16 protein-coding genes are annotated in these 19,037 nt (G+C 32.2%); 8 read left to right on the top strand and 8 right to left on the bottom strand.

All coding sequences use genetic code 11. The features are described 5' to 3' along the window. The first annotated feature begins 2 nt into the window (after nucleotides 1-2). On the top strand, nucleotides 3-512 hold the full coding sequence (locus NSA01_RS01180) for a transcription repressor NadR (RefSeq protein ID WP_257479692.1): 510 nt from the start codon (nucleotides 3-5) through the stop codon (nucleotides 510-512). Nucleotides 513-537: 25 nt separating this feature from the next. Here NSA01_RS01180 and NSA01_RS01175 read toward each other — a convergent pair whose 3' ends face one another. The 7 genes from NSA01_RS01175 to thiS all read right to left on the bottom strand — a co-directional run bounded on the left by NSA01_RS01175 (nucleotide 538) and on the right by thiS (nucleotide 8,844). Then, nucleotides 538-2,469: an FUSC family protein gene (locus tag NSA01_RS01175; RefSeq protein WP_257479691.1), complete on the bottom strand. Its 1,932-nt coding sequence runs from the start codon at nucleotides 2,467-2,469 to the stop codon at nucleotides 538-540. Nucleotides 2,470-2,620: 151 nt separating this feature from the next. Then, on the bottom strand, nucleotides 2,621-5,125 hold the full coding sequence (locus NSA01_RS01170; RefSeq protein ID WP_257479690.1) for a hybrid sensor histidine kinase/response regulator: 2,505 nt from the start codon (nucleotides 5,123-5,125) through the stop codon (nucleotides 2,621-2,623). A gap of 288 nt (nucleotides 5,126-5,413) precedes the next feature. Beyond that, nucleotides 5,414-5,983: a thiamine phosphate synthase gene (locus tag NSA01_RS01165; RefSeq protein WP_257479689.1), complete on the bottom strand. Its 570-nt coding sequence runs from the start codon at nucleotides 5,981-5,983 to the stop codon at nucleotides 5,414-5,416. Further along, nucleotides 5,967-7,142 (bottom strand): 2-iminoacetate synthase ThiH, encoded by a 1,176-nt coding sequence (gene thiH / locus NSA01_RS01160; RefSeq protein WP_257479688.1) that lies wholly within the window; start codon nucleotides 7,140-7,142, stop codon nucleotides 5,967-5,969. Before thiH ends, NSA01_RS01165 begins: the two co-directional genes overlap by 17 nt. Before the next feature lie 10 nt (nucleotides 7,143-7,152). Further along, nucleotides 7,153-7,929: a thiazole synthase gene (locus NSA01_RS01155; RefSeq protein ID WP_257479687.1), complete on the bottom strand. Its 777-nt coding sequence runs from the start codon at nucleotides 7,927-7,929 to the stop codon at nucleotides 7,153-7,155. Between the two features lie 80 nt (nucleotides 7,930-8,009). After that, on the bottom strand, nucleotides 8,010-8,648 hold the full coding sequence (gene thiF / locus NSA01_RS01150) for a sulfur carrier protein ThiS adenylyltransferase ThiF (protein WP_257479686.1): 639 nt from the start codon (nucleotides 8,646-8,648) through the stop codon (nucleotides 8,010-8,012). Nucleotide 8,649: 1 nt separating this feature from the next. Next, nucleotides 8,650-8,844, bottom strand: coding sequence for a sulfur carrier protein ThiS (gene thiS / locus NSA01_RS01145; protein WP_257479685.1), 195 nt, complete (start codon nucleotides 8,842-8,844; stop codon nucleotides 8,650-8,652). 213 nt (nucleotides 8,845-9,057) lie between these two features. Here thiS and NSA01_RS01140 point away from each other — a divergent pair, with 213 nt between their 5' ends. From NSA01_RS01140 to rbr, 7 genes are all read left to right on the top strand, one after another. Continuing rightward, on the top strand, nucleotides 9,058-9,492 hold the full coding sequence (locus NSA01_RS01140; RefSeq protein ID WP_257479684.1) for a MarR family winged helix-turn-helix transcriptional regulator: 435 nt from the start codon (nucleotides 9,058-9,060) through the stop codon (nucleotides 9,490-9,492). A gap of 39 nt (nucleotides 9,493-9,531) precedes the next feature. Further along, complete coding sequence (gene ftsH / locus NSA01_RS01135; protein WP_257479683.1) at nucleotides 9,532-11,346, top strand: ATP-dependent zinc metalloprotease FtsH; 1,815 nt, start codon at nucleotides 9,532-9,534, stop codon at nucleotides 11,344-11,346. Nucleotides 11,347-11,404: 58 nt separating this feature from the next. Beyond that, the gene (locus NSA01_RS01130) at nucleotides 11,405-11,881 is read left to right on the top strand and encodes a peptide deformylase (protein ID WP_257479682.1); all 477 of its coding nucleotides are present in this window, start codon (nucleotides 11,405-11,407) and stop codon (nucleotides 11,879-11,881) included. 67 nt (nucleotides 11,882-11,948) lie between these two features. Beyond that, nucleotides 11,949-13,733, top strand: coding sequence for a TIGR03960 family B12-binding radical SAM protein (locus NSA01_RS01125; protein WP_257479681.1), 1,785 nt, complete (start codon nucleotides 11,949-11,951; stop codon nucleotides 13,731-13,733). After that, nucleotides 13,723-14,388, top strand: coding sequence for a TIGR03936 family radical SAM-associated protein (locus NSA01_RS01120; RefSeq protein WP_257479680.1), 666 nt, complete (start codon nucleotides 13,723-13,725; stop codon nucleotides 14,386-14,388). Before NSA01_RS01125 ends, NSA01_RS01120 begins: the two co-directional genes overlap by 11 nt. A gap of 74 nt (nucleotides 14,389-14,462) precedes the next feature. Then, nucleotides 14,463-15,023: an elongation factor P gene (efp, locus tag NSA01_RS01115; RefSeq protein WP_007050131.1), complete on the top strand. Its 561-nt coding sequence runs from the start codon at nucleotides 14,463-14,465 to the stop codon at nucleotides 15,021-15,023. A 173-nt stretch (nucleotides 15,024-15,196) separates the two neighbouring features. Beyond that, nucleotides 15,197-15,733, top strand: coding sequence for a rubrerythrin (gene rbr / locus NSA01_RS01110; RefSeq protein WP_117531448.1), 537 nt, complete (start codon nucleotides 15,197-15,199; stop codon nucleotides 15,731-15,733). 91 nt (nucleotides 15,734-15,824) lie between these two features. On the opposite strand, the gene ileS is transcribed toward rbr, so the two are convergent. Beyond that, nucleotides 15,825-18,923 (bottom strand): isoleucine--tRNA ligase, encoded by a 3,099-nt coding sequence (gene ileS / locus NSA01_RS01105; RefSeq protein ID WP_257479679.1) that lies wholly within the window; start codon nucleotides 18,921-18,923, stop codon nucleotides 15,825-15,827. Between the last annotated feature and the right edge of the window lie 114 nt (nucleotides 18,924-19,037).

The raw sequence follows: 19,037 nt of genomic DNA, 5'->3' as shown, positions 1-19,037 counted from the left end.
ATATGAATGCAGAAAGCAGAAGAAAAGAAATATTAAATTTAATAAGATATAACTTAGAACCTATCTCGGGAACCACTTTAGCAAAAAAAATGGGTGTAAGCAGACAGGTAATAGTTCAGGATATCGCACTGCTAAGAGCACAGAACAATGACATAATCTCAACAAACAAAGGATATGTACTCACATCGGATAACAAATGCAGCAGGGTTTTCAAAGTATATCACAGAGATGATGAAATCATTGATGAACTTAATACAATAGTAGATCTGGGTGCCAAAGTCATAGACGTGTTTGTAAAACATAAAGTTTATGGACGGCTCAGCGCTAATCTATCTGTTGCATCAAGGAGAGACGTAATGAATTTTATGTATAATATAAACAAAGGAAAATCAAAACCTCTTAAAAATACTACATCCAATTATCATTATCATACAGTAGAAGCCGACAATGAAGAGATTTTAGATTTGGTCGAAAAAGCTTTAAAAGAAAAAAATTATTTAGTTGAAAAATAAAAAGAACTTATCATTAAGTTCTTTTTTATATATCTACAGTTTTGTATATAGTATTTAGTCTATTTATATTTTTTATATAAACTTTGGTAAAGTATTTAATATTCTCGTCATTAAATAAAAAATTTTCTTTTATAAAATCATCTGATATAGGTAACTTATTTATATCAAAGTGAGTAAAATAATCAGCCAGTCTAAATAAATTTTCCATATCATCATATTCTATACTTTTAGTTTGAATTATCCATAATATCTGTTCCAGTTCCGATAGCATTCTCCAGTGAATAGTAAGTATACTCATATAATTTTCATTCTTCTCTTTATCTTCTATACTTTTTATATAATCCTCCGAACTATTATAAATCATGTGAAAATAATTTAGATAATCCTGAAATATACTATTATCTATATGTGCAAGCAAACTTTTATAAATAAGCTCCCAGCCCATAAGTTGTATATCCTTCAATGTATTAAAATTAAGTTTAAATTGATATTCTTTTTTACTTGGAAATAAAAGACTATTTATTATCATAACTAAGAAAATTGCAAAAAATAAATACAATAATCTCATACCTATTGCAGTTGTATTATTCATACTCAAAGAAGCCATGGGAAGCGCATAAACTGTTGAAAAAATAGGCTGATACCAAGTTCCGGGAGTCATAGAATACATAATTGAAAGCATGATAAATGATAACATAAAAACTCCTATCACACCGGGAATAATAGGATATATAAAATAGACGATGATACAGCCGATCACTGTTCCGATCGGTCTTGTAAACATTCTTTTATTTGATTCTTCATAACTTGGCTGAAGGAGAAGCAATGCATTCAAAGGTATCCAATATAGATGGCTTATATCAAACACTTTACATATACTTAATGTTAAGGTCATAACAAATATGAGCCTTACAGCATATCTTACTTCAAAAGATTTATAGCTAATTTTTTTATTTAACTTTTTTAAATATATACTGACATTAGAAGTCAATGGATATTTTATTTTGTCTCTATTTTCAATAGTAACGTTCTTTAAAATCAAAATAATCATATAAAGAAAACTGTTATAAAAGGTCTTTATTCTTTCATCTTTAAATTTACCTGTTTCAATCAGATTTTTAGCCTCTGAGATTAAAACTGAATTATCACCTTCTCCTATCTTAATTTTTACATTACTTAAAAATATCGATAAAGAGTCCATACATAACATACATTCAAATTTATCTATATAATTTCCGCTATTTAAATCAGAGCAAAGATATGTGCTTCTTTGAAATAAAATAGCTATCATATAATCTATTTTAACTTTATTTGTAGTCTTTCCTACCCTACTTTTCTTAAAGTAAGCACTTTGCTGATAAGAAGTTGAGTAACTAAAAAGTTCATCACCGACTTTTTTATATTCACTGCTGTTAATCGAAAGAAGTTTACTGGATAATACAGAGAAACCTTCCTGTAAATTCTTTATTTGAGAATATTCTTTTTTATTAAAAAAAGAACATAACAACAAGAAAATTATTAGAAATATATCACATATTATCATAACAAAAAATTCATAAGAAAAATTTGCAATACCTAAAGGTTTAAGCTGTGCAAAAACAAAAGTCATCGCATATCCAAAGGCACCTTTTGGATTAAATTGAGATGACTGTAAAACAACTAAAATAAAAAGCACAAATATATTTAAAAATATACAAAGAAATATATTATATGAAGCAATTATACCAAGAAAACATAGTAAAGCTTCTAAAACGAATAACTTAAATAATTCATATATTGATAAGTTTTTATTGTTTTTAACTTTAAAAACCGTTGTAAATGCGGACACCATTATAGCGTATCCGGCTCCGAAAAACGAAACAATTAATATAAAAAGAATTATAAAGAAAAAAATTGTCGGAAGCTGGGCTACGTAATTTCGAGGGAAATTTTTGATATCTTTTATAAAACCACCCAATATTATCACCCTTTTACAGATTTTTATATAATTATATAGCTACGAAACATCAAAATCAATAATTGCTTTAAAAATAACTGTAATAAAAAAGAAACAATGATTTGTTTCTTTTTTATTATTTTATATTAAATCTATATAAAATTACTATTTTCTATTTAAGCCATTCTTTTAATGTATTTATCAAATTATTGAATTCTATAGGTTTTGTTATATATCCATTCATACCGACAGATTCAGCACGTTCTTTTGAAGTAGTAAAAGCATCGGCAGTCATGGCTATTATAGGCACAGTTAAAGCGTCAGACCTATTAAGTTCCCTAATAGATTTGGCTTCTTCGTATCCGTTCATATTAGGCATTTGGATATCTGTAATGATCATATCATAATAGTTTTCCGGAGAATTTTTAAACTTTTCAATGGCTTGTGTGCCGTCCCAAGCTTCTTCTATATTTAAATCTGCCATACTCAAAAGTTCCTTTGCTATTTCCATATTGAGTTCATTATCTTCAACCAGTAAAACCCTAAATTGATTAAATGACTCCTTATCTATGGCGTTTTTATTTAAATGTAAACCTTTATTACTATTTTCCTTTGCTGATTTTAGCCTTAAACAAACAGTAAAAGAGCTACCCTTTCCTTCTTCACTTATAACATCTATAGTTCCATCCATTAAATCTACAAGGCGTTTAACAATAGAAAGCCCAAGTCCGGATCCTTCTATCTTACTTACAGTAGAACGTTCAGCCCTTTCAAAGGGATCAAATAATCTATCTAAAAATTCAGGAGCAATTCCGATACCATTATCTTTTACTGAAATCCTATATATATTATAATCTTCCTGATTACAAGTTTGTTCCTCCGCCTCAATATGAACAAATCCGTCTGAAGGGGTAAATTTTAGAGCATTATTGATTAAATTTAAAAGTATTTGATTAACTCGAAGCATATCACCCTCAACATAGGAATGACGAATGTTTTTTGTATCCAATCTAAAATCAATATTTTTCTCAAGAGCCAAGCTCTTAAACATCTCATATGTTTCTTTTAATAAAGAACTTAAATCAAAACAATCTAAATGTAACTCCAATTTACCGCTTTCTATTTGACTCATATCAAGAACGCCTTGAATCAACTCCATTAAACGTTCACTTGATAAAGATATTTTATTCAAACAATCCGAAACCTTTTTCTTGTCATCTAAATTAGACAGTGCAATAGTAACCATTCCTACTATAGCATTCATAGGAGTACGAATATCATGACTCATACTCGTTAAAAACTCACTTTTTGCACGATTTGCCCGTTCAGCCGTAATAAGAGCATCTTCCAAAACTTTCTTCTTTTCTTGTTCTTCACTCTCATCTGTTAAGACCATACAAGCCCATTTACTACCGTCTTCTTCTATCTTATATATACGTAAGCGGAAAGGATGAGTTTCATTAGTTTTAGGATTAAAAATTTCTCGTTCAATATTATATGTACCTTTTTCTTCATCAATTTCCATATTATCAATTAGCATTCTGAGAATCGAAGAAGATAAATTTACGTCATTTAACCAATCATCAGCATTTATACCAAGTACATGTGATAGATTACTGCTGACATATTCAAGTTTTTTCTTATCTAAATTGTAAGCTAAAAATACTTCATCAACATTTTCGGTCATCATATTAAACATTTTTTCCCTTGCAAAAATATCTCTGTTTTTGCTAAGTGAAAATAAAATAATCAATGATAAATATATTGCCAATTTAATGGCAAGAGAATAGAAAGTATTATTGAAACTGCCAAAGAAATCAGTACGCATCACTATTTTCCAAGGAGTGCCTTCTATTGGCATATAATCTACATACTCAAGTCTTCCGTTATTAAAACCCCAATAGTCCCCGGATTTACCGTCATTTAAATTTTTATCTAAATCATCTAGAGAAACACTCACCCATTTACTTTTACCATATGCTTCTTTTAAAGTATTTCCAACAATATCACTTTCAGGATTTGAACTTATTGTATTTTTGCTGTCTATAAGAGTGAAATAATAATTATCCTGCAGAGAATTACTCTTAATAATGTTATCAATAAAATCAAACTTTATTGATACAGTAATTGCTCCTGCAATTTTTTTACCGTTATAATAAGGTATCCAAATAGTGTAAATTTGAGTTTTCCCGTCTGCACCAGCTAAGTATGTATCCGTAAGGATAGATTTGCCGGTAGACATCATTTCTTTAAAAGCGGGACGACTGCTCAAATCACCTAAACCTTCGTCATTAAGCATAGCTGTTGATGTAATCTGTTTACGTTCCAATGTGCTCCCTAAAATACCTTTTTCATTTGTGATGCCAAGCATAAATAAATCATATGCATCGGCATATGGTATAAGGAGCTGTGCTCTTTGTCTTAAGGAAAGAGAGCTATCCTTGGTTGTCGAAGCAGCTGCAATCGCATCACCAAGATTCCAAACTGATTTTATATATTCACTTATCCTGCTTTCTGTACGTTTAATGGTATCTAAAGAACTTTCTTTCATTGTAGAAATAGAAAACCCAACGGTAGTAGATATATCAAATATGATCAAAATAATGCAAATTACTCGAAACCATCTCATCAATGAACCTAAATTGAACTTTTTTAAATCAAGTTTTTGTTTCAACACTTCTTAAATATCCCCCTTATTTAATCAATAAACAAAATGTTATTTAGGTTTTATAATACATTTGAATTTAATTATTTTATTTTTAACTAGTAATATTTAAATCAAAATAAAATTTTAGTTATAAAAAAAACGCATTTTACATGTTAACATTCAAAAATGTAACCATTATATTCTGTGTTCAATTATATCATAGTTATATAAAAAAGTATATATCTCGATATATTTATTGATATAACAACTTCAAAACATCTATAAATAAAAAAGAACTTAAGTTATAAGTTCTTTTTATCATATTTTATCTTTCATAAATTCAGACATAATACATACTCCCGCAGCACCGCTTTTTAATACATCATTAATATTATGCTTGTTTATTCCCCCTATTCCGTAAACAGGAATATTGATATTATTTGCTACATCCTTTATAAAATCAAGTCCTCTGCCTTTAAGTCCTTTTTTACAGTCCGTTTCAAAGACATGTCCCGCAGTTATATATGTCGCACCAAGATTTTCTGCTTCTATTGCTTCTTTGATACTATGTGTCGATATTCCTATAACATCAAAATATTTAAGCTTTGACTTTTCTTCTTTTGCTATATGTAAAGGTAAATGTATATTTTTTACTTCAAGATCAATAGCAGTATCTATGAAATTATGTAATATCAAATCTATATTCTCTCTTTTACATATCTTTATGACTTCTTTTGCCAGCTTATTATATTCATCTACGCTTAAATCCTTTTCCCTTAACACTATATATTTAGGGTGTTTTTTTGCTATAGTTTCTATTCTTTGAAGGAATGGGATGTCACATAAGTGCCTATTCGTTATACATATTATATTACTGTATATACACATAATCGTTCATCACCGGTTGTAAGCCCTTATCTTTTATTGCACCCAAAACTTCCTCAAGGCTTCTGTCATCGCATATTTCAAACTGGTCGTCACCTTTTTCATCAATATCTTCCGTATGACTTCCAATCCCGGTACTAACTCCTGCTGATATTTTTGTAGCACACATTCCGATAACATTATCCCTGAAACCTTCTCTTTCTCTCGTAGAAATCGTAAGTCCCGCAAAAGGCATAAATAGTCGATATGCACACATAACTTGTAGGAGCTGAGGTTCGTGTACATCTTTTGGATTTATTTTATCATTATTTATAATAGGTCTAAGTCTCGGACATGAAAAAGAAATTTCGGCATGAGGATATTTCCTTTGAAGTAAATAAGCATGAAGACCTGTTGCAAGAGCATCTTTTCTAAAATCGTCAAGACCTAAAAGTGCAGCAAAAGCTACGCCTCTCATTCCTCCTATCAAGGCTCTCTCCTGCGCATTAAATCTATATGGGAATATTCTTTTATGACCCATTAAATGAAGTGTTTCATACTTATCGGAATTATATGTTTCCTGAAAAACCGTGACAAAATCCGCTCCATGTTCATGCAAATATCTATATTCATCTGAGTTCATAGGATATACCTCTACTCCGACGTTTTTAAAGTACTTTTTTGCTATTTCACAGGACTTTCCTATATATTCCACATCAGACATTTTCCTGCTTTCCCCTGTAAGTATTAGTATTTCTTCTATCCCTGTCTTAGCAATAGCTTTCATTTCTTTTTTAATATCTTCAAATGTAAGTTTAGCTCTTTTTATCTTATTATAACAATTAAATCCGCAGTATATGCAGTAATTTTCACAATAATTAGATATATATAAAGGAGTAAACAAATAAATGGAATTACCGAAATGTTTTCTTGTTTCTTTTGTAGCAAGTCTCGCCATATCTTCAAGATAAGGTATAGCAGCAGGAGAAAGTAATGCCTTAAAATCTTCAACACTCTTTTCTTCACTGTTTAAAGCTCTTATAACATCTTCTTTTGTAAAAGTATCAAAATCAGTAATATTTATTTCATTAATGACCTTATTCATAATATCCGAAGATATTTCTTCCATTCCCTCCATATATTCCATATGGTTTACTTTTCTCATTTCTTCAACACTTTTCATTATTTACCTCCTAATCTCTTAAAAATCCGGTCAAAGGAGAAGATGAAACCGCACCGTCTTCTATAACCCTGCCAAGACCTGCAAGATAAGCTTTTCTTCCTGCATCAATAGCATTTTTAAAAGCACCTGCCATTAAAGGGATATCCTTTGCTGTTGCTACAGCCGTATTTACCATAACCGCGTCTGCTCCCATTTCCATCACTTCACAAGCTTCGCTTGGTTTTCCAAGCCCTGCATCTACGATTACAGGTACATCAATTTCATTAATAAGAACTCTTATAAATTCCTTAGTTGACAGTCCTTTATTTGAGCCTATAGGAGAAGCAAGAGGCATTACGCAAGCTGCTCCCGCATTTATCATATCTCTTGCTGCATTTAAATCGGGATACATGTACGGCATTACCGTAAATCCATCTTTTGCAAGCTCTTCAGTCGCTTTTATCGTTTCATAATTATCCGGAAGAAGATATTTTGACTCATGGATTACTTCGATCTTTATAAAATCTCCGCAGCCCAGTTCTCTGGATAACTTAGCTATACGAACAGCTTCCTTTGCATTCCTTGCTCCGGAAGTATTAGGAAGCAAGGTAACTCCCTTAGGAATAAAATCAAGTATGTTCTCACCTTTTACCGTGTTTGCTCTTCTGAGAGCCAGAGTTATTATTTCGGCTCCTGCATATTTAATAGCTGCGTCAATCAAATTCAAATCATATTTGCCCGAACCCAGTATAAACCTAGAATTAAATTTCTTACCGCCGATTAATAATTTATCATTTTCTTTATTCATATATTATATCTCCTTTTATATTGATTTCTATAATCACGGGGCACTACGCCTGCTTACGCAGAATCCGCGCCCCTTACCGTTCAGACCTCATCGTTACCGAGAATAAGCCTTATGACCATATTTGCCTGATGACCCGCACAAATGCTTACCCTCGGGGACAACAGCCCCATACCTCTATTAATGTCACTCTTTTCATCACCGCATACATAAAGATTTTTCATCCTTTTTATCGTTTTTATACTATTGGAACTTCCATACCCAGCCATACCGCTTCCGGATATTATTTTTTTATCTTTACATGTTCCAAGAATAGTATTTATAAGCATCGCTTTATTTTCTGCTTTATCAAAGGCCTCACAGACTATATCGACATCTTTAAAAACATCAGCTGCATTATTTTCATTTATTTTAATAGTTTCATAAGTTATATTTAAATAAGGATTTATACTTTTTAATATTTTAGCCGTTGCCTCAGTTTTATACCTCCCAAGGTCACTTATATAATAATTCTGTCTGTTCAAATTACTCAGATCGACTTTATCAAAATCTACTATATGTAAGTTTCCTATACCGCTTCTGGCAAGCATTGAAGCAATGTTAGAACCGAGCCCCCCAAGTCCTGCGACACCTACCTTAGCCTTCTTAAGTTTATTGTGAACATCCTCACTAAATCGTATATCAATAATTTGATTGATTTCTTCTCTGGTTGGTATATCCATCTCAGCCTCCTCCGACAAAACTTACTATTTCCAGCTTATCATTATCTTTTATTATCACTTTTTCATAATCATTTTTACTTACTATTTCTTCGTTCAGTTCGACTGCAACTCTTGAAATATCATATTTAAGACTTATAAGTAATTCCTTTAAAGTAATATCCTTTAAATCAAGTCCTTTTCCGTTTACTTTAATCATAACTCCTCCTTAATTTAATAATTATTTATAAAATAAAAATACCACAAGAAGAAACTACACCCGCGGTGGTGTACCCCTTCTTGTGGTAATCACAATCTAAAAATTATTATAATAATTTGATTATTATTTGTCAATTAAAATTAGATTAGAATTATTGACTTTAACATACTTCTACATTAAAATATGTAGCATAATACATATTAGGAGGATATTATGTCATCGGTTGATAATCTCGAATTTTATTTTAAAAGAATAAACGACGCTATGATATCCTATGCAAACAATGAATTAAAAGAATTGGACCTTACATACTCCCAAATGGAAGTAATATGTTTTTTAATGGAAAATAAGTATAAAAAAGTATATCAAAAAGATATTGAAAAACACCTTCATTTAACTCATCCTACCGTAATAGGATTACTTAAAAGGTTAAAAAGCAAAGGACTTATTATTATCACTACAAGCAGTGAGGACAAAAGAAAAAGAAATATAAAACTTACAGACAAGATTTTGGATATAGAAGAAAAAATAAACTTTAAAAGACAAGAAATGGAGGAACATGTCAAAAGATTTTTAAATAATGATGAGATTATAGAGTTAGAAAGATTACTTAAAGTTATATGTGAAAATGTCATATATAATTTATGATTGATAATTAGTAGTGGATATAAATAAAAGGAGAATGAAATGAACAAAATGGATAACGGAACGAAGAGAACACTTAGTATATACGCAGTACTACTGCTTATAGTAATACTCTTAAATACGATAGTGATCCCTATGATGACTTCCCAGCAGGTAAAAGAAGTGGATTACAGCACTTTTCTTACCATGACAGAACAAAAAAAGATTGATCAAGTAGAAATAACTTCAAACAAAATAGTTTTTTCTGATAAATCTAACCCTAAAAAATATTATAAGACAGGATTAGTAAACGACACGGGACTTGTAAACAGATTACAGGAAAGCGGAGCTAAATTCGGAAGCGAAATAGTAGAAAAGAATTCTATCTTCTCAAGTATTTTCTGGTTCTTATTACCGATCATTCTTGTAACAGTATTTTTCAGCTTTATAAGTAAAAAAATGGCAGGAAGAATGGGTGCAGGCGGCATGAATACGATGCAGTTTGGAAAAAGCAATGCAAAAGTATATGTCAAATCAACAGACGGAGTAAAATTCAAAGATGTTGCAGGCGAAGATGAAGCAAAAGAAGCACTAACGGAAATCGTAGACTTTTTACATAACCCGGGAAGATATCAGCAAATCGGAGCAAAGATACCTAAAGGAGCACTTCTTGTAGGACCTCCGGGAACAGGTAAAACACTTCTTGCAAAAGCAGTTGCAGGGGAAGCAAATGTACCGTTTTTCTCTATTTCAGGTTCAGAATTCGTCGAAATGTTCGTAGGTATGGGAGCTGCAAAAGTAAGAGATTTATTCAAACAAGCAAATGAAAAAGCTCCTTGTATAGTATTTATAGACGAAATCGATACAATAGGTAAAAAAAGAGGAAATGCTAATATAGGCGGCAACGATGAAAGAGAGCAGACCTTAAATCAGCTTCTTACGGAGATGGACGGATTTGATACTTCCAAAGGTGTCATCATACTTGCAGCTTCAAACAGACCGGATTCACTGGACCCGGCACTTCTAAGACCGGGAAGATTTGACAGAAGGATACCTGTTGAACTTCCTGATTTAAAAGGAAGAGAAGAAATATTAAAAGTTCATGCTAAGGAAATAAAACTTGCAAATGATGTAGATTTTTCCATCATAGCAAGAACAGCCGCCGGAGCAAGCGGTGCGGAACTCGCAAATATGATAAATGAAGCAGCTTTACACGCTGTAAGAAACGGTAGAAGCGAAGTAACTCAGGCAGATTTGGAAGAAAGTATAGAAACGGTCATTGCAGGATATCAAAAGAAAAATAAAGTCCTTTCAGATAAAGAGAAGCTCATAGTGTCATATCACGAAGTAGGTCATGCCCTTGTTGCGGCTAAACAAACCGACTCGGCACCGGTTACAAAAATAACAATAATCCCGAGAACTTCTGGAGCTTTAGGCTATACTCTTCAGGTGGATGAAGGCGAACACAACCTTATGAGCAAAGATGAAATAGAAAATAAAATCGCTACATTCACAGGCGGAAGAGTCGCTGAGGAACTTATATTCAAATCCATTACAACAGGAGCAGCAAATGATATAGAACAGGCGACTAAACTTGCCAGAGCAATGATAACCAGATTTGGTATGAGCGAAGAGTTCGGCATGGTTGCATTGGAGACTGAAAACAATGCATACTTGGGAGGAGACACAGCCCTTGCATGCTCAAATGAAACAGCAACGATAATCGATAAAAAAGTCGTTTCCCTCGTAAACGAACAATATGAAAAAGCTAAACAAATACTAACCGAAAATATGGCTAAACTTCATGAAATCGCCAAATTCTTATATGAAAAAGAAACAATAACCGGCGAAGAATTTATGAAGATATTAAACTCATAGATAAATATTAATATTGTCTTTATTTTATAAAGGCAATATTTTTATATAAGGAGAAAATATGATAAAAGAAATTTTAAAGCTTGGAAATCCAAAACTATACAATGTATTCAAAGAGATTAAGAAAGAAGAAATATCACTGCTGAAAAAAATCGAACTTGATTTACATGACACGTTAATGAACTATAGAAAAATACATAATGCGGGAAGGGCAATAGCAGCACCTCAAATAGGGATAGAAAAAAGAATATTATATATGAATACAGATACACCTACTTTAATTGTGAACCCTACGCTGACATTTCCGGATAGTGAGAAAATACAAGTAATGGACGACTGTATGTCATTCCCCAATTTGATAGTAAAGGTAGAAAGATATAAAAACTGTATCCTCAATTATAAAGACAGAAATTTCAATGACTGTAAAATGATTTTAAAATATGATTTATCGGAGCTTATCCAACATGAATACGATCATTTAGACGGGATACTTGCCACAATGAGGGCTATAGATAACAAATCCTTTTATTTAAAGTAAGTATATTTTGAAAAAATAGGAAAAAATGTTATAATAAAGCCTCAAAAAACATAAGGAAAATTATATTATGAACGATTTAAAAGAATATTTATTTGAAAATATATTACCAAATGTAGAAAAACCTTCAAGATATATAGGGGATGAATTCAACAGCGTAAAGCCAAAGAAAAACCCTAAGGTAAGATTTGCCTTCTGTTTTCCGGATATATATGAAATCGGAATGTCTCACCTCGGTATGAAGATACTTTATGAAGTACTAAACAGAGAGGAAGATGTAATGTGCGAAAGAGTATTCGCACCGAAAATGGATATGGCAGAAGAGATGAGAAAACACGATTTCCCTCTTTTTTCTTTGGAAAGCTTTTCTAAAGTATCGGATTTCGATTTTGTCGGATTTACCATACAATTTGAAATGTGTCTTACAACGATACTTTTAATGCTCGATTTAGCAAATATCCCATTTCTTTCAAAGGACAGAAAAGAAGAAGACCCGCTCGTGGTATGCGGAGGACCATGTACTTGTAACCCCGAACCATTTGCGGATTTCTTTGATTTAATAATGCTGGGAGAAGGTGAAGAAGTACTTCCGCATTTAATGGATCTATATAAAAAATCTTCTTCCAAAAATGACTTTTTAATAAAAGCAAGTGAAGTAGTGGGAGTGTATATCCCAAATCTTGAAGAAATTAAACAGGAACATATTGAAAAGTCAATCATACCTAGTATGAATAATGTCTACTCTTTGAAAAAGCCTATAGTACCTTATACCCCTCCTGTACATGACAGGATATCACTTGAAGTTATGAGAGGATGTTTCAGAGGGTGCAGGTTCTGCCAGGCGGGAATGATCTATCGTCCGGTAAGACAAAAATCACTTACTACTTTAATAGAACAAGCAAATGAACTTATAGGGAATACAGGATACGAAGAAATATCTTTAACAAGTCTAAGTACTACAGACCACTTTCATTGTATGGAATTAGTAAAATATCTTGTTGACAACTATAAAGATAAGAAGATAAATGTTTCCCTTCCTTCACTTAGAATGGACGAGTTCTCCTTGGAACTATCGGAAGAAGTAGGTTCGATGAAGAAAAATTCCCTTACATTTGCCCCGGAAGCGGGAAGCCAAAGAATGAGAAATGTAATAAATAAAAACTTAACCGAAGAGGATATTCTGGGAACTATAAAAAGAGTATTTGAATCAGGATATTCAAAGATAAAATTATATTTCATGATTGGTCTTCCATATGAAACAGACGAGGACATAAAAGGAATAGCCGATTTGGCACAAAAAATAATAGATATATATTACAGTTTAGAGAAGAAAAATAGACCTAAACCATTTAAACTGACAGTAAGTACATCTTGTTTCGTACCAAAACCTTTTACCGCATTTCAGTGGTTCCCTCAAAATTCAATGGAAGAATTCCATAGAAAACAGCAGTATTTAAAATCATTAATGCCAAAAATGGTAACTTATAATTATCACGACAGCAAATTATCAATGCTGGAAGCGGTACTTGCAAAAGGCGAAAGGTTTTTATCCAAAGCAATCATAAAAGCATACGAAAACGGCTGTGTATTCGACTCATGGTTTGACCACTTTAATTATGAAGGCTGGATAGATGCATTAAAGTCAATAGGTATCGAACCGCAGGAATACGCTTCCAGAGAATTAAATTATGAAGACGAGCTTCCATGGGATAAATTTGATTATCATATTGATAAAGAATTTTTGATAAAAGAGAACGAAAAAGCAAAAAAAGAAACTACTACTCCGCCTTGTCACAAGAAATGTTCAGCATGCGGAATAAGTAAAGCTTATGGGAGGTGTAAATTTGAAGTATAGACTTAAATATGTAAAAAAGGATAATTTAATATTTATATCTCACCTTGATATATTAAAAGTACTGCAAAGAGCTTTCAGAAGAGCGGGGCTCAACCTTGAACATTCACAAGGGTTCAATCCTCACCCTAAAGTTCATTTTGCACCGCCCCTTCCCCTATTTACATCTTCAATGGGAGAATATGTGGATGTGGAAACTAAAGAGGATTTTAGTGAAGATGAAATACAAACAAGATTAAATAAATCACTTCCAGACAATCTACAAATAATAAAAACCGAAAAACTGGAAGATAATGCAAGAAGCCTGGGAAAATCTTTAGACAGTGCAATATATAATATAATATTTACATTTGACGATACCAATAATATATCAGCAGAAGAAATAAATGATTTTATTTGGAAAAGTAATGAACTAAATATTACAAAGAAAAACAAAAAAGGCAGGACAGTAACAAAAAATATAAAACCGAGCATATTTGATTTTCATTGTGTTATAACCGACAATAATCTTATTATAACGACAAGGTTGTCCCTAAGGACAGATGAAATATTATCTGCCACAAATGTTATTAATCTTTTGAAAGAAAACTTTACGAGATTAAATAATGCAAATAAAGTAAAGTTAGAAAAAAAAGATACATTACTGTTTTCAAACTAAAATATGTATGATATAATATTTTAAATATGTAATGAAAAATAATTAGAATTTAACAAATTTATTGGAGGTATATTATGATTTCAGCAGGCGATTTTAGAAATGGTGTAACATTCGAAATGGATAACGATGTTTATACGATCGTACAATTTCAACATGTAAAACCGGGAAAAGGAAGCGCTTTTGTAAGAGCAAAAATTAAAAATATTAAAACAGGTTCAACGGTAGAAAGAACTTTCTCACCAAACGAAAAGTTTTCTAAAGCAGATATTTCAACAAAAGAAATGCAGTATCTATACAATGACGGCGAACTTTACTACTTCATGGACGGTGAAACTTATGACCAAATCCCGCTTAATTATGACCAAGTGGCAGACGCGATCGTTTACTTAAAGGAAAATGATAATGCAACGATCAGATTTCATTCCGGAGAAGCTTTCAGCGTAGCACCTCCATTATTTGTTGAATTAGAAATAACAGAAACAGAACCAGGATTCAAAGGCGATACAGCACAGGGAGCTACAAAACCTGCAACCGTAGAAACAGGAGCACAAGTTAACGTACCTCTATTCGTTGAAGAAGGTGATGTAATAAGAATCGATACAAGAACCGGAGAATACATGGAAAGAGTAAAGTAACAAGTAATTTAAGACCGCATAAGCGGTCTTTTTTATTTATAAAACTATTTTATTTATGTATAAACAGTATAATTTTAGGAATGATTATTAATTTTAATTAAAAAAGGTTACATTTACCAATTAAGTGTGATATAATATGTTAAATGATATAACCATATAGGAGGTAAATAATTATGGGTAAATTAGACGGAACAAAAACACTTGAGAACTTAAAAACTGCTTTTGGCGGAGAAAGTGAAGCTAGAAATAAATATACATACTACGCTAGTAAAGCTAAAAAAGAAGGGTATAACCAAATTGCTGAGTTCTTTGAAGAAACAGCCAACAACGAAAAAGAACACGCTAAACTTTGGTTCAAATTAATTCACGGTATAGGAACTACAGAAGAAAACCTTGTAGACGCTGCAGCAGGTGAAAACTATGAATGGACAGAAATGTATGCAACATTTGCTAAAGAAGCAAGAGAAGAAGGTTTAGACGATATCGCAGAAGCTTTTGAAGGAGTTCTTAAGATCGAAAAAACTCACGAAGAAAGATATAATGCTTTACTTAAAAATGTAAAAGAAAACAAAGTATTTGCTAAAGACGAAGAAGTTATTTGGGAATGCGGTAACTGCGGACACTTAGTAGTTTCTAAAGATGCACCTAAAGTTTGTCCTGTTTGCAAACATCCACAAGCTTATTTCTTCATTAAAAAACAAAATTATTAATTAATAAGTTCGTAAAAAAGAATAGCTGAGGCTATTCTTTTTATTTTCATTTACAAAAAAAGAGTGCATTCACACTCTTTTTTAATTATATTTATTTTCTTTTTAAAGTGATTATTGCTTCTTTGTCGTTTAACTTAACATTGCTTCCATCATTATCGGCGTAAATGATATCATCGCATAAAGTTTCTTTTTTAAGATAAGCTTCAAATTCTTCGATAGAACTCTTGATTACATCATCGCAGTCTATAGTTATATCAATCCTGTCAGTGACTTCATAATCATTATTCTTTCTCATTTGCTGAACTTTAGAAATCACTTCTCTTACATAACCTTCTTTAATTAAGTCTTCATCTAAGTTTGTGTCCAAAATTACAAACAAATCTTCTTCTTTTTGAACGTTGAAACCTTCTTTTGCGTCTGTCCTTACTTCGACCCATTCCTGTTTCAATGTGAGAGGTCCCTCAGGAGTATCTAAAGTCACTTCTCCGTTCTTTTCAAGCTCGTCTATGGTTTTCTTTGCGTCACAAATATTTAAAGCCGCTACGGCTCTCTTAACGTCTTTACCGAGTATCTTACCTGCAACTTTAAAGTCAAGCTTTAATATAAAATTCATATATTCTTCCAAGTTATCAGGGAAAGTAACTATTTTAACATTAAGTTCTTCTTTTATCAAATCTATTAAGTTACCTATGATATTCTTATCTGCTCCGTAAACCAAAATATCTTTAACAGGCTGTCTGACTTTTATATTGGCTTCTTCCCTTGCACTTCTTCCAAGAGATACCAAAGTCCTTACCAAGTCCATTTTAAACTCTGTTTTTTCATCGATCAAATCTTCATTTGCTTCAGGATATCTTTCAATATGAACAGACTCTTTACCCGTCAATTTTCTGAAAATTTCTTCGGAAATAAACGGAGCAAAAGGAGCTATCAGTTTGCATAAACCTACCAAAACTTCATAAGTAGTGTTGTAAACAGCTTTTTTATCGTTATCGAGTTCACTAGCCCAAAATCTTCTTCTGCACCTTCTTATATACCAGTTAGATAAATCTTCGTTTACAAAATCCTGTATCTTCTTAACGGCTTTTGTATGTTCATTGATTTCCATATCCGCAGTTACTGCTTTTACAAGATTATTGTATTTAGATAAAATCCAAAGGTCGATTTCGTCTCTGTCTTTATATTCAACAAAGAACTCTTTTGGATCTACATCATCTGTATTTGCATACATTACAAAGAAAGTATAAACATTCTTTAAAGTATTAAAGAACTTAGATATTACTTCTTTTAAGCCTTCTTCGTCAAATTTGGTTGGGGTCCATGCAGGAGATACATATAATAAATACCACCTTAACGCGTCCGCACCGTATTTATCAAATAATTCAAATGGGTCAACTGTATTACCTTTTGATTTACTCATTTTCTGCCCGTTAGCATCCAAAATCAAGTCATTTACAAGTACACTCTTATATGGAGCCTTCTTCATAATAAATGTTGAAATCGCAAGAAGAGAATAGAACCAGCCTCTTGTTTGGTCGATACCTTCACAAATGAAATTCGCCGGAAACTGCTCTTCGAATTCTTCTTTATTTTCAAAAGGATAATGCTGCTGAGCAAAAGGCATGGAACCCGAGTCAAACCAGCAGTCTATTACATCTTTTACCCTTGTCATAGATTTTCCGCACTTCGGACACTTGATATGGATTTCATCCACATAAGGTCTGTGAAGTTCAATAGTTTCATCTATATCTTCTATGGCGTCCATAGCAAGTTGTTTTCTCGAACCTACACTGTGAAGATGACCGCATTCGCATCTCCAAATATTAAGAGGAGTACCCCAGTATCTGCTTCTTGATATAGCCCAGTCTTTTACATTTTCTATCCAGTTTCCAAATCTCTTTTCACCTACAAAATCAGGATACCATTTTACGGTATCGTTAGCGGCTACGAGGTCTTCTCTAAGCTTTGTCATTTCTATATACCAGCTAGGTTTTCCGTAATATAAAAGAGGTGTTTTACATCTCCAGCAATGAGGATAATTATGTTCTATTTTTTGTTTCTTGAATAACATATTATGCTCTTTAAGATATTTTATTATATCTAAATCCGCATCGATAACAAAAGTACCTTTCCATGGAGTTTCAAGGAATGCCCCGTCTTCCCCTACAGGATTTAACACTGGAAGACCATACTTTCTTGAAACATTATAGTCGTCTTCCCCAAACGCAGGTGCGATATGAACGATACCCGTACCATCTTCCGTTGATACAAAATCTCCTAAAATCACATAATGTGCCTTTTTACCCTGTGGTACTTTAACAAAGTCTAAAAGCTGTTCGTACTCTATACCCTCTAAATCCTTACCCTTCATTTCTTCGATTATTTCATAATCGTCACCTATAACAGTATCTACCAAAGCTTTAGCCAAAATAAAAGTTTCACCCTTTGATTTAACTTTTATATAGTCAATATCTTCGCCTACACAAAGAGCAACGTTTGAAGGAAGTGTCCAAGGGGTGGTTGTCCAAACCAAGAAATACTCATCTTTACCTTTTATCTTGAATGCTACATAAACGGAATTGGTCTTGATATTTTGATATCCCTGTGCAACTTCGTGAGAAGCAAGTCCCGTTCCGCATCTAGGACAGTAAGGTAATATTTTATGACCCTCATAAATCAAACCTGCATCAAAGAACTCTTTTAAAATCCACCATACAGATTCTATATAATTATTGTCAAGAGTAATATATGGATCATCAAGATCTATAAAGTAACCCATTCTCTTTGTCATATCTCTCCATAGAGCTTCATATGTGAAAACACTTTCTCTGCATTTTTTATTGAACTCGGCAATACCATATTTTTCAATATCACCCTTTCCGTTCATATTTAAAGTCTTTTCAACTTCAATCTCAACCGGAAGCCCATGTGTATCCCAACCGGCTTTTCTCTTAACTCTGTATCCCTGCATATTTTTAAACTTACATACGCTGTCTTTAAGAGTCCTTGCGATAACATGATGAATACCGGGTTTACCGTTTGCTGTAGGAGGTCCTTCATAAAATACAAAGTTTTCGCATCCTTCTCTTGTTTCAATAGATCTTTTTAGTATATCTATATCTTCCCAGTATTTAGATACTTCTTTCTCCATATCTTTGACACTATTTTTATTTAAATCTTCAAATATCATATCTTACTCCATTCCTTTTTTATCCTAAAAAGCACAAAAAGCTTATAATAATACGCTTTTCCTTAACTTATAATTTTATATATTTATTCACTGAGTGTCAAGAAAAAATAGCTA

It is taken from the genome of Anaerofustis stercorihominis (assembly GCF_024623185.1).
GTDB lineage: Bacteria > Bacillota > Clostridia > Eubacteriales > Anaerofustaceae > Anaerofustis.
The sequence above is the reverse complement of the archived record's forward strand: the minus strand, read 5'-3'. Positions and strand labels throughout refer to the sequence as shown.

What these genes read in the sequence shown, in the direction of transcription:
- NSA01_RS01130 (WP_257479682.1), top strand. Translation starts at nt 11,405, where the DNA reads ATGATAAAAGAAATTTTAAAGCTTGGAAATCCAAAACTATACAATGTA.
- thiS (WP_257479685.1), bottom strand. Translation starts at nt 8,844, where the DNA reads ATGATTAAAGTAAACGGAAAAGGACTTGATTTAAAGGATATTACTTTA.
- rbr (WP_117531448.1), top strand. Translation starts at nt 15,197, where the DNA reads ATGGGTAAATTAGACGGAACAAAAACACTTGAGAACTTAAAAACTGCT.
- thiF (WP_257479686.1), bottom strand. Translation starts at nt 8,648, where the DNA reads ATGGATATACCAACCAGAGAAGAAATCAATCAAATTATTGATATACGA.
- ileS (WP_257479679.1), bottom strand. Translation starts at nt 18,923, where the DNA reads ATGATATTTGAAGATTTAAATAAAAATAGTGTCAAAGATATGGAGAAA.
- ftsH (WP_257479683.1), top strand. Translation starts at nt 9,532, where the DNA reads ATGAACAAAATGGATAACGGAACGAAGAGAACACTTAGTATATACGCA.
- NSA01_RS01180 (WP_257479692.1), top strand. Translation starts at nt 3, where the DNA reads ATGAATGCAGAAAGCAGAAGAAAAGAAATATTAAATTTAATAAGATAT.
- NSA01_RS01140 (WP_257479684.1), top strand. Translation starts at nt 9,058, where the DNA reads ATGTCATCGGTTGATAATCTCGAATTTTATTTTAAAAGAATAAACGAC.
- thiH (WP_257479688.1), bottom strand. Translation starts at nt 7,142, where the DNA reads ATGAAAAGTGTTGAAGAAATGAGAAAAGTAAACCATATGGAATATATG.
- NSA01_RS01155 (WP_257479687.1), bottom strand. Translation starts at nt 7,929, where the DNA reads ATGAATAAAGAAAATGATAAATTATTAATCGGCGGTAAGAAATTTAAT.
- NSA01_RS01125 (WP_257479681.1), top strand. Translation starts at nt 11,949, where the DNA reads ATGAACGATTTAAAAGAATATTTATTTGAAAATATATTACCAAATGTA.
- NSA01_RS01165 (WP_257479689.1), bottom strand. Translation starts at nt 5,983, where the DNA reads ATGTGTATATACAGTAATATAATATGTATAACGAATAGGCACTTATGT.
- efp (WP_007050131.1), top strand. Translation starts at nt 14,463, where the DNA reads ATGATTTCAGCAGGCGATTTTAGAAATGGTGTAACATTCGAAATGGAT.